Here is a 12,422-nt window from a genome sequence, read left to right on the forward strand (position 1 = left end):
GGGTAATGATGAAAAATAAATAATGGAAAGATGAAAAAATTGAGTTTAGTAGTATTATTGACTGTTTTTGTGGGCAGTATGGCTTTTTCTCAGAAGCAGAATAATCCGGAAATGGATTTTAAGAGAACGGAGCATAATTTCGGTATTATCAAAGAAGAGATGGGTTCGGTTTCTACACAGTTTGAATTTACCAATACAGGTAAAAGTCCGCTTATCATCCAACGAGTATCGGCATCTTGCGGTTGCACTACTCCCAGTTATACCAAAGAACCGGTATTGCCGGGCAAATCGGGGACTATCTCCGCCACTTATTCCACCGTGCGGCGTCCCGGCACATTTAACAAGACGATCCGGGTATACACGAATGTCCCGGATACGGTATATGTGCTCACTATTAAAGGAAATGTAACACCCAAACAATAAATATCGTTTCGATAGGAAATAAAGGCCGGATGAACTATCTTTGTAGAAGTTCATTCGGTTTTTTAATTAAATACGCAAGGTTCGTATGTGTATTTGAAATATATGTAACTAAAACCAAGGTCTTTAGATGCAATTACACAATTTACGAAACTTCAAGAATAAAGATATGATGGAACATCCCGAAAACGATCCGAGGTATAAAGGGCTTATTGTCAATAAAGGAGTCTCCCGACCACCAAGTGTGAATCCGTACTTGCAGAAAAAGAGCAGGGAACAAGAGCGTTCTGTGACAGACTATGTTGAAGGTATCCTGGCGGGTAACAGGGTGGTACTTAGCCAGGCCGTGACCTTGGTAGAGAGTTCACGTCCTGATCATCAGGAAAAAGCACAGGCCATTATCGAACAGTGCCTTCCTCATGCCGGTAATTCTATCCGTGTAGGGATTACCGGTGTCCCCGGAGCAGGTAAGAGCACCTCTATCGACGCGTTCGGGATGCATCTGCTGCGAAAGGGTCATAAGCTGGCAGTGCTGGCTATCGACCCGTCGAGTGAACGATCGAAGGGCAGTATCCTCGGTGATAAAACAAGGATGGAAAAACTCTCTTTGGAACAGGATGCTTTTATTCGGCCTTCTCCTGCCGCAGGATCATTGGGTGGGGTAGCCCGTAAGACCCGGGAGACCATTGTCCTTTGTGAAGCAGCCGGATTTGATTATCTGTTTGTGGAGACCGTGGGAGTAGGGCAGTCGGAGACCGCTGTCCATTCAATGGTCGATTTCTTTTTGTTGATCCAACTCGCCGGCACGGGTGATGAGTTGCAGGGCATCAAGCGGGGGATTATGGAGATGGCTGACGGTATCGTGATCAATAAAGCCGACGGAGATAACATTGAAAAGGCGAAGATGGCGCAGCGTCATTTCAGCAATGCGTTGCATCTTTTTCCGCTTCCCGAGTCGGGATGGTTGCCCAAGGTGCTAACCTATTCGGGATATTATAGCCTTGGCATTCCTGAAGTTTGGGAGATGATTCATGAATATATCGATTTTGTGAAGGAAAACGGCTATTTCAATCGCAAGCGGAATGAGCAGGCTAAATATTGGATGTATGAAACCATTAATGAGCAATTACGCAACAGTTTTTACCGGGATCCGGAGATTGCCGGGTTATTGGAGAAACTGGAAGATGATGTCCTCTGTAACCGTAAAAGTTCCTTTATTGCCGCCAGGGAGGCGCTGGACCTCTTTTACTTGAAGAAAAGGTGAGATTTGAAGACAGTATCAGTACACTTTGATAAATGAGAGAGCACCGTTTTTTGAATTCTTTTAGCCTTAAATAAAAATATATTATAAAAGTTTCGATGGTTAGTTTTCGAACAAGTTTGCCCTTTACTCTTTGGGCTGAATGAAAAAATCCCTATAAATGGGGATAATATATGTGAATAATTATTAGTTATTGGGATTGTATACCTCAATTGGTATTATTAATTTTGTAAACCGGAAAATAAGCAGGGTGATTTCAAATTGATAGCAAGAATGGAGTAAAAATAGAAATATTTAATTACATTTGCGGTGTTTGTTTGTTTTTGGTTATAAATGGAGCGTTGCTTTGATATTTTTTTTGCAGGTTAATTTTGTAAAGTTGATTAAAATCACATAATTACAATATATTATTGTATCGGAATCCCTTTACGGTTTTTTATTAAATAGCAAATAAGAGCTCAATGATTATCATCTATTTCTTGTTTGTTTATTTATTTCTGTCTGCTTTATTATGAAAGTTTGTCCTTCTTATTAAATTACTTTAAAATGAAAATTCGTTCTACTCTCATTGTTTTATTACTATCCACTGTCTCCTGTGCATCCCTGTTTGCAGGGAAAAGAACAGGGTGTTTTGCAATTGTTGTTGATAAAGAGGTGATGGAAAATTGTGGTGCTTCCATCCATAAATATGCAGCTTCTGTCGAAGCGGATGGTCTCAGAACGCATATTATTGTAGATAAATGGAATATTCCGGATTCCATCAGGGGGGTGTTATACGCTTTATATAAAACAGATAATCTGGAAGGTGCCGTATTTGTAGGAGATATACCTGTCCCGATGATTCGTAATGGGCAGCATCTTACCACCGCATTCAAAATGGATCAGCGAAGACCATGGGATCAATCTTCCGTTCCGTCCGACAGATTTTATGATGATTTTGGTTTGAAATTCGATTATATCCGGAAAGATAGCGTCAATACTCTCTATCATTATTATAATTTGTCTCCTGAAGGGGCACAATCGGTAAACAGTGAAATTTACAGCGCAAGGATTAAACCTCCCCAGTATGAGGGTAAGACGAGATTCGAGTTGATTGATAGTTATCTGGAAAAGGTAGTGCGGGAGAAGCAAAATACAAGAAAAATATCCAACATTACCTATTTTACCGGCCATGGTTATAATTCCAATTGCATGGTTGCAAGGGCCGATGAAAGGATAGCACTCACCTCCCAGTTTGTCAATCTGGCCAATGGGAAGGGAATGCTGAATTATATCGACCATAGTTATGATGATTATGTGAAACATCGCCTGATGGCTGAGGTGGGGAGGGAAGATCTGGATGTGGCCATACTGCATCATCATGGTGCGGATGATACACAGCTTCTCAATGGCGCTCCGGTGAAAAGTATGGCCGGTGAATGGCTGGAAATGGCCCGGAAATTTTTCAGGGGAAAAGTCCGTAATGCCAAAGACTCGGTCGCATCGAAACAATATTATATTGATAATTATAATATACCGGAATCATGGTTGGCAAATGTCTTCAATCCGGAGATCGTAATACAGGATAGTTTGCAGGACGCTTTGTTGGATTTGCATATTGAAGACTTGGAGAATTATAAATCCGGCGCCCGTTTTGTACTGTTGGACGCCTGTTTTACCGGCTCTTTCCATCTTGATGATTATATCAGCGGACATTATATTTTTAACCCGGGCCATACCGTAGTGGTGAAGGCTAGTTCTGTGAATTCCTTGCAGGATGTATGGTCTTATCAGTTGATTGGATTGCTGGATCTTGGCGTGAGCGTGGGGAATTGGGCAAAAGAACTCTTTACTCTCGAGTCGCATCTTATCGGTGATCCTACCTACCGGTATGTGAGTAACCGGAGTGATTTGAACGGATTGAATGATGCCATAGCATACAGGAGAGACGATGTCAGATATTGGAAAGGACTGTTGAAGGATCATAATCCGGAAGTGGAAGCATTGGCCATAAAGATGCTTTTTAATAGCGGAAATATTTCGACCGAAGAACTCTACCGTATTCAGACGGAAAATCTCAAACCTACTGTACGCCTTATGGCTTATTACCTGACTCATAAAAAATACAACGAGATGATGGTTCCATCCATCAAGGCCGGATTGTACGACAGCTATGAACTGATACGCCGGTTCGCTGCCCGCGACGCATCCGACAATCAGTCCCCCCTTCTCTTGGAGGATATCATTAAACTCCGCTTGTCGCCGGGGGTAACCAAAAGAGTGGACTTCCAGCTGAAAGGTGCAACCGACGTATATCCCAAAGAGGCAGTCCTTGCGGCATACGATGCGGAACTGAAAGGAAAAGAAGGGATATGGTATGAACAGAAAGCCGAAGAGAGAAAAAGACTGGAAAATTCGCTCACCGGAACTGAGACTGCTTTTAAGAAGCTACTTGATCCTGCGGTTGAACCCCGTAACAAACGATTTACAATCACCGGGCTGAGGAATTCTAATAATGTGGCTTATCTCGACCAGTTGTTCATTTTTATGAAAGACTCGGATGATCATGACTTGAGAGTGCTGTTGGCAGAGGCATTCGGATGGTTTACCCACTCATGGAAAAGGGATGAGATCGTGGCGTTTTGTACTGCACAGGCTGCCGTAGAGAGTGATGAGGCTGTGAAGAATGAACTGTTGCGGACAGTAAGTAGATTGACAGATTGATTGTTTCAGTTAATTCTATTAGATATTATATTGATTAAGGAATAAGATAATTGGTAATCTGACATCTAAAATCTTATTCGATATAAACTCTATTTTAATGGTAATAAATTATGGATAAAAACGGAAATGTGAACCCGAGATATGTGGAATGGAAATCACTATCGCATGTATTGGTTTTGATAATAGTGCTGACATCGGGATCTGTTCAGAGTTATGGACAAACCGGTTCCGCCACATTGAAAGGAAAAGTAGTAGAATCTGAAAATGAAAATATAGCGATTGAATTTGCTACTGTGCAGATCTTACCCCTGGGGGTGGGGACAGCTACTAACAGCAAGGGTGAATTTCAGTTCAACCAGCTATATCCGGGGCGTATCAATGTGAAAATCGATTTTATGGGAATGGAAACAATTGATACTACCCTCACGATTGTTCCGGGAGTTACTGATATGATTTTTAAAATGAAACAAAGCACCTTTAGGTTGCTGGAAGTCACGATAGTAGCCCAGGAAAGTAAGGCGGGAAAAGCAACTTCATCTACTATCTCGAGACAGGCTATGGACCACCTTCAAACCTCTTCGCTGAGGGATATTATGCAACTTTTACCGGGAGGAATCGTATCTCCTGAAAGCGGGCTTGCTACCGCCAAGACGTTTACTATCAGAAGTCTTGGTGCAGATCGTTTGAATGTAAATATCCCCACACCTACCGATGCTGCCAATATGAATAGCATGGGTACTGCCATTATTATTGATGGAGCCCCTTTATCGAATAATGCCAATCTGCAAACCCTATCACCCTCTATCAGTGGCAGCGGGGGGACGATTGGTGGTGGATCATCACCCAATACAGGGCTTGATGTGCGTTCACTCTCGACGGATAATATCGAGTCGGTGGAGGTGATCCGCGGTATTCCTTCGGTAGAACATGGGGATCTTACTTCGGGAGCGGTTATTATACGATCGAAAGCAGGACGTGAGCCGCTGACAATACGGCTTAAAACAGATCCGAATGTTTATCAGGCTTCGGTAAGCAAAGGTGTGAGCTTGGGTGAAGGAAAAGGAAATTTGAATCTTAGCGGTGATTATGCGTATGGTGTCACGGATGCTACAAAAGCATACGCCTATTATCAACGGGCTACCGCCCGGGCAATGTACTCCAACCGGTTCGGAAGTATTTTCAGCAATACTTCGTTTGATTTTTCCCTTGGAAAGGATACCCGGGATAAGAATCCCGATGACCTGCGGAGCCAACTTGAAACAGGTGCCCGGGATGTGGGGCTGCGGTTCAATACAAATGGAACATGGAATCTCAATAAAGGTTGGATGAAAAACGTGAAATATACCCTTTCGGGAAGTTACCGGGATAAACATTCTTATAGCAGGGAACTTCTCGGGAATGCTTTTGCAGCCTATTCTATGTCCAATACCGATGGGGCTATATTGAGCAACAGACCCGGTCAAAAGGTATATGATGCCGATGGAAAAGAGTTGACCCATATCCCTTCGAACGAGGCCAACCTGATTGCCACCTATCTCCCGAACGAATATAAAAGCAGCTATGATATTTACGGAAAGGAAATCAATCTGTTTGCCAATGTGAATGCTTCCTTCTCGAAAAAAGTGGACAATGTGATGAACAGAATCCTCGTGGGAGTGAACTTTAAGACCGATGGAAATCTTGGCGATGGGAAGGTGTATGACCTGAACAATCCCCCTCTGCGAAGTAACACTTCGGAGAATTCATCCCCCAGACCCCGGAAATACTCATCCATACCTTTTGTGAACCAGTTCTCGCTGTATGGCGAAGAAAATTTCTTATGGAGCATTGCCGATCGGGAGTTAACTATACAGGCCGGTATGCGTTATGACCATATAAATGCCAAAAGTGTTTTTTCTCCCCGTTCTAATTTTTCTTTTGACATCCTTCCCGGTAAATTGTGGCTGCGGGGAGGTCTTGGGGTGACAGCAAAAGCCCCTACCGTTTTGTATCTCTATCCGGAAGATGCTTATTACGATTTTGTCCATTTCAATACACTCAATTCTTCTTTTATACCTGAGAATGAGCAACTTTTTTTGGCATCTACGAGAGTATTCAATACAGAGAACAAGGATCTCAAGATTGCTACAAATCATAAGAAAGAGGTAGGAGTCGATCTGAGAATTAATAAAATGCGGTTTTCCGTCACAGCCTATGATGAACAGCTAAGAGATGGTTACAGGTTGGCGAGAACCATAGATTCCTACAGATGGCTGGAGTATATCGAATATGAGGAGGCGACCCATAATCCGGGCGCAATCCCAACGTTACGAGAGAAGGATAAACATAATATTTTTATCTCTTTTGCTACTCCTTTGAATGATGCCAGATCGCATAACCGGGGAGTGGAGTTCGATTTTGATTTCGGCCGTATCAATGCCATACGTACCTCCTTTGTATTGAATGGAGCCTATATGCGTTCCACCGACTGGAATGAAGGGTATAGCTTCAGTAATCAGAAGAATCGCAATGAGCTGGAAAGAAATGTGGGTATTTATGAAAAAGGAGTGGAGAAACTGCAGAGGGAGCGTTTGACTACTACACTGAGAGCTACTCATAATATTCCTTCCATAGGATTTGTACTGACTGCTACTGCGCAGGTGAGCTGGTTAAACAAATACTGGAACAATTATGGCAATGACACCACTTTTGTGGCTTATATCTCGAGGTTGGACGGAAAAGTAAAGCCTTTCGACAATTCACTGAAAGAGGATCCCGAGTTTGCCTATTTGTTTGAGAGCCGAAGTTCCACCAGGGAAGTGGTAGAATCTTATTTTCCCGTACTACTGCTTAACTTCCATCTCACTAAAGAGATCGGGGAGAATCTGAAAGCTTCGTTTTATGTGAATAATATGTTTAATCGCAGACCGTTATACGAAACGAAGCGTTCACCCGGTTCTTTTATCAGGCTTAATATTCCCATGTATTTCGGGTTTGAACTTATGGTAAAACTAAAATAAGCATTCCTCCCATTTGGAATATGTTGGTAAAAATTTTAACAATATGAGACATATAAAATATATATACGCCATATTTCTTCTCTTTCTGTTTATAACTGTCTCCTGTGAGCAGTTTCGGGATGTTTCGAACATCAAGGAAGTGGAGTCATTAAGTGCAAAGATCAATATTTCGTTTGACCTCCAAGGAGCTCCTATGCCGGATGAAGTAAAAGTCAGGCTGACCAATTTTACGGAAAGATATGAACTAGGGGTTGCCGTATCACCCGAAGGAGATATCAAGGTGGATAATATTATTCCCGGTATCTATACCGTTACGGTCAGTGCCGAGAAGAATGAGGATGGTTTTACCTATAATTACAATGGTAATGCCGTGAATGTGAATATTGTGACCAATGATAAGCAAATCGATGTAAAAGTGGGAGCCTCACGGGCAGGCGCGCTTGTCTTTAAAGAGGTTTTCTACTGTGGATCAAAGACACCTTCAGGAGGTTCTTATTTCCGGGACCAGTTTTATGAGATCTACAATAACAGTGAGATCGAACAAAATGTAAGAGGACTTGCCATCGGGTATCTTAATCCGAATACAGCAACAGCCAATCTGCCGGTATGGCCCGGTCCCGATGCAGATAAATATGTCTATGCTTCCAATATCTGGCAGATACCCGATACCGCTGATTTCCCGTTAAATCCGGGAGAATCGATTATTATAGCGCAGATGGCGGATGATCACAAAAAAAGCAATTTAAACCCCAGCTCGCCGGTGAATTTGTTGAGTGCTGAGTTTGAAGGATTGGTAAAGACCACAGCGCTGATACAGGATAACCCCGCTATTAATATGAGTATGGCTTTCTGGCCTTCACCATTACCTCAATGGTTGACTACCGTCTTTGGGGGTGCATTTGTTATCTTCTATCCTCCCGGGCCCATAGATCCTAACAGCCCTACTGAGACTGTAAGTCCGGAAGGCTCTACCGCCAAAAGTTACCGGATACCCATAGAAGTGGTGATAGATGCGTTGGAGAATGTAGGTAATCCCAATCAGATGCAGCTTAAACGAGTGCCTGCCATGCTCGATGCGGGTGCGGCCACGGTAAATGGCACTTATTTGAGTAAGAGTGTGGCCCGGAAAGTGAAGGAGACCTTGCCCGACGGGAGGGTTATCCTGCAAGACACCAATAATAGTACCGACGATTTTGAAGTGATGGATCCACCGGTTATCAGGAGATACGATGTGAAAGTCCCATCCTGGAATACATGGAAATAGCGTTTAACAGGTTATGATTATGAAGAAAGGAAACAGTAAATATGTAAAAGGAGGCTTGGCTATTGTCTTGGCTTTTCAATTTATACAATATGTTCAGGCACAGGAGCAGGAAACGCTTCATTCCCCAGCTTCCATTGAATTGCATAAAGCCCGGTCGGTATGGTTTGATACCGGCAATAGTGCCGGATTGGTATTGGATAATTTAGGGAATTTCGGTTCAATTGAAGCGGGTTACCGGATGAAGAGCGGAGATTTCAAAAGAGTACAGCAGGGAGACAAAGAAAGCACATTGGTAGTCGATACCGAAGGTGGACGGAAACTTGGAGAAACATACCTCTGGGGACGATTTTCCTATAATAGGAATACTACCCGTGATTCAAAATTCAACACGGCTATGCTGGATCCTTACAGGGGGGTACCCTTTTTTCCGGTTGATCCCAATATCAGCGACTGGAAAAAACAAGACTACAATCTGGAGATGAAAGTATCGTCGAGACCCTTTTTTGATAGATATCTATTTGGATTGCAAGCGGTATATACTACGCATACCGGTGCCAAGCAGGTGGATCCCCGATCGGAAATTTACTATTACACCATCAATGTGAAGCCGGGAATCGTCGCCCTTTTGCAAAACCAAGAATTGGGCGTGAACTTTGAATATGAGAATATGGTGCAGGAGACCAGGCATACCAACAGCGACTCCGAGGTGAATCAGGATGTATTTGTCATGAAGGGATTGGGAAACCACTATACGTCGGTGATTGGCGGGTTGCAGTCGTTGGGCGGTTTTAAGTACGATGCCAATAAAGTGGGTGGTGAACTGCAATATGTCCACCATTTTCAGGCGCTCCGTCTTTTAGCGCACGGGGGATATACCTACCGGGTGGAGGATGTGATCAGGGATATCACCAAGCCGAGAAAAGAAGGTTCCATCAAAGAGAAGACCCTCTATGGCAATCTGGCAATGGTGTATGAAGGAATGAATCTGCACCGTGTTGACTTCTCTGTAAGTAGTGACCGGATGAGTGCCATCGAATATGTGCAGGTATTGGATAACAGTTTTGAAGTACAGCAGTGGGTGGATGTATATAGCAGTATCCGTTCTACTTACAGGCAGGATGATATCCGTCTCTCCTATGATTTCTATAAGGGAACCGACCATGCATATCAATGGAAGGTAGGCCTGTTCACCAATTATCGTGCCAACGACGATCTCTATATCATGCCTGAGTCAAAGAGAAATATCAAGAATCTTTATATGGGAGTGAACGGGAAAGTGAATATGAAAGCGGGTGCTTCGGGTAGCTGGACACTGGGTGCCGATTTCAGCTATAAGAGTAATCTCGATGGTGAGTACCATTATGGTGGCGTTGACCCAGAATCCATCGTTATCACCCAGTTTATGACACCTGACTTTGTATACCTGGCGCAGGATTTTTACAAGCTAGGAGGTGCTGTCAGCTATTTTACCGGTATCGGTAATCAGAAATCGGGCATATTCGTGAAGCTGGCTGCCGATTACTATAAACCTTCCAAAGGCGGAGGGGATAGGGTGATAGCCAACTTGGGCGCGGGAGTTACATTTTAAGTTGGATGGAATGAGGATAAGTAAAAAGAGATTGTTTATCGTAACCGGACTGTTTTTTCTCACCCTTTCCCTGTCGGCAACAGGGAAAGGGTTTGCCATCATGGTCGACCGGGCAACTTATAATGCCTGCAAGTCTGAGATAGACCAGTACACATCGATGCTGGAAAGTGAAGGATTCTCTCCCGGGATCTTCTCCCGTGATTGGAAGAACCCGGAGGAGGTGAGGAATATCCTGCATGGCATGTATCGTGACCATTCGCTCGAAGGAGCCTTTTTCATCGGTGATATCCCGGTCCCGATGATTCGGGATGCCCAACATCTTACTTCTGCCTTTAAAATGGACCAGGAGCGTTTTCCTTTTAGAGAGTCTTCGGTACCGTCCGACAGGTTTTATGACGATTTCGACTTGGCATTCGAATACTTGGGGCAAAAAGAGGATGATTCCTTGTTTTTTTATTATTCCCTCAGTGCGGCATCCCCGCAATATATCAAAAGCGATATTTATACCGGACGACTGAAACCGACCCGGAAAGGGGAGGAGGGATACCGGCAGGTCAGGGATTATTTTGTAAAGTTGCTGGCAGAGAGAAAAAAAGAGAATCCGTTGGATGTGATCACCTCCTACACCGGTGAAGGCTCTTTCTCGAACAGTATGACCGCCTGGAGAGACCAGGCGCTCCTGATGAAAGAACAATTCCCCCAGGCATTCAAGGACAAGGATTCCGCGAAATTCCTCTTCTTCGCCATGTATCCCTTTATGAAGGAGTTGCTGGAGGAAGAGTTGAGGCGTGAGGAGATGGACCTGATGTTTTTCCATGAGCATGGAACCCCCGACAGGCAATACCTTACCGCGATTCCTTACAGTGAGGGCGCGGAAGCATATCACGATGCGGCCAAGCGCGTTTTTCGCCGGTCGCTGCAAAGAATAAAGAGTCCCGAAGAGAGGGAAGAGGCCATGGAAAAGTGGATAGAGCATTATCGGATTGCCCCGGCATGGTTTGCAGATGCCTTTTCCAAAGAGAAAATGGAGGAAGATTCACTGTTGGACCTCCGTACCGGCATCGTGCTGGATGATGTTCCACGGATCGCTCCCAATGCCCGGATGGTGATCTTCGACGCCTGCTATAACGGGGACTTCCGTGAAGAGCGTTATATCGCGGGAGAGTATGTTTTTGGAGGAGGAAAAACGCTGGTTACCTTTGGAAACAGTGTCAATGTATTGCAGGACAAGAGTTCATCAGACCTGATGGGGATGTTGGGACTGGGCTTTCGTGTAGGTGAGTGGGCACGGGAGATCAATATCCTGGAGTCGCATATTATCGGTGATCCCACCTTCCGATTCTCCGGAGGAAAAGCCGCGCAAATCGATCTCCATGCTGATGGGCCTGACTACTGGCTCTCCGTGCTTGAAAGGGAAGAGCATCCCGACCTGAAAGGATTGGCGCTGCGTAAACTGTTTTATTTGCAATATGAAGGAATGCCCGAGTTGCTGGTTTCTACCTATCATCATTCCCCATGGTACGCTGTCAGGTTACAGGTATACCATTTGCTGCAACATTATAAAGGGGATGCTTTTGGCGAATTGATAGAGAGTTCCATCTACGATCCATACGAGTTCATTCGGCGCAAGTCGGTCTTCTCCATGGGGCGGATCGGGTCCGACCGGTTTATCCCTTTCCTGGCATCGGTATATCTTAACGATTATCTGGATGAGAGGGTTTATTTTAATGCCATCTTTACTTTCGACCTGATGGATATGGACAAGCTGGAAGCAGAGGTGAAAAAACAACTCGGGGAGAACAACTCCTTTCCCGACAAGGAGCGTGTCTGGAAAGAATTCAAAGCCAGCCTCGATTCCCGTAGGAGAATTGCCGCGATGGCGGATGATGTGATCAACAAGGGGAAGCCGTTGAAGGCAAGACTTTCTGCGGCGAGAATGTTACGGAACTATGCATATCACCACCGGGTGGGGGAATACCTGGACGTGATTGCCGACGATACCGAAGAAGAGTCTTTGAGGATAACCCTTGCTGAAGCATTAGGATGGTTCACACTCTCCCAAAACAGAGTTATTATTGTGAATACTTTTGAAGAAGTGGCCTCCGGATCACAAACGCCGCCGGCGTTGAAGGATGAATTACGCAAAAGCATTGCCCGGATTGAGGTTTATATGAGATAAGATGGATG

Annotated in this window: 7 protein-coding genes; all 7 read left to right on the plus strand. The window is 44.3% G+C overall.

Annotation, left to right across the window (positions count from 1 at the left end; genetic code table 11):
* The first annotated feature begins 30 nt into the window (after nt 1-30).
* Nucleotides 31-423, plus strand: a complete 393-nt coding sequence (locus B4G81_RS03960) for a DUF1573 domain-containing protein (RefSeq protein ID WP_294080321.1) — start codon at nt 31-33, stop codon at nt 421-423.
* 169 nt (nt 424-592) lie between these two features.
* Entirely contained in the window at nt 593-1,684 is a 1,092-nt protein-coding gene (meaB, locus tag B4G81_RS03965; protein ID WP_294080436.1) for a methylmalonyl Co-A mutase-associated GTPase MeaB, read from the plus strand.
* A gap of 543 nt (nt 1,685-2,227) precedes the next feature.
* Entirely contained in the window at nt 2,228-4,384 is a 2,157-nt protein-coding gene (locus B4G81_RS03970) for a hypothetical protein (protein ID WP_294080322.1), read from the plus strand.
* Nucleotides 4,385-4,494: 110 nt separating this feature from the next.
* A complete protein-coding gene (locus B4G81_RS03975; protein ID WP_294080324.1) occupies nt 4,495-7,383 on the plus strand; it encodes a TonB-dependent receptor in 2,889 nt (962 codons plus the stop codon).
* A 43-nt stretch (nt 7,384-7,426) separates the two neighbouring features.
* Nucleotides 7,427-8,647, plus strand: coding sequence for a DUF4876 domain-containing protein (locus B4G81_RS03980; RefSeq protein WP_294080326.1), 1,221 nt, complete (start codon nt 7,427-7,429; stop codon nt 8,645-8,647).
* Nucleotides 8,648-8,666: 19 nt separating this feature from the next.
* A complete protein-coding gene (locus B4G81_RS03985) occupies nt 8,667-10,235 on the plus strand; it encodes a DUF6850 family outer membrane beta-barrel protein (protein ID WP_294080328.1) in 1,569 nt (522 codons plus the stop codon).
* A 10-nt stretch (nt 10,236-10,245) separates the two neighbouring features.
* On the plus strand, nt 10,246-12,414 hold the full coding sequence (locus B4G81_RS03990) for a hypothetical protein (protein ID WP_294080329.1): 2,169 nt from the start codon (nt 10,246-10,248) through the stop codon (nt 12,412-12,414).
* Nucleotides 12,415-12,422 lie beyond the last annotated feature (8 nt).

Origin of the sequence: Proteiniphilum sp. UBA5384 (assembly GCF_002410825.1) — a bacterium.
Classification (GTDB): domain Bacteria; phylum Bacteroidota; class Bacteroidia; order Bacteroidales; family Dysgonomonadaceae; genus Proteiniphilum.

Bases quoted from the DNA above. Each gene is read 5' to 3' on its own strand.
- B4G81_RS03960 (WP_294080321.1), top strand. From the start codon at position 31: ATGAAAAAATTGAGTTTAGTAGTATTATTGACTGTTTTTGTGGGCAGT.
- meaB (WP_294080436.1), top strand. From the start codon at position 593: ATGGAACATCCCGAAAACGATCCGAGGTATAAAGGGCTTATTGTCAAT.
- B4G81_RS03970 (WP_294080322.1), top strand. From the start codon at position 2,228: ATGAAAATTCGTTCTACTCTCATTGTTTTATTACTATCCACTGTCTCC.
- B4G81_RS03975 (WP_294080324.1), top strand. From the start codon at position 4,495: ATGGATAAAAACGGAAATGTGAACCCGAGATATGTGGAATGGAAATCA.
- B4G81_RS03980 (WP_294080326.1), top strand. From the start codon at position 7,427: ATGAGACATATAAAATATATATACGCCATATTTCTTCTCTTTCTGTTT.
- B4G81_RS03985 (WP_294080328.1), top strand. From the start codon at position 8,667: ATGAAGAAAGGAAACAGTAAATATGTAAAAGGAGGCTTGGCTATTGTC.
- B4G81_RS03990 (WP_294080329.1), top strand. From the start codon at position 10,246: ATGAGGATAAGTAAAAAGAGATTGTTTATCGTAACCGGACTGTTTTTT.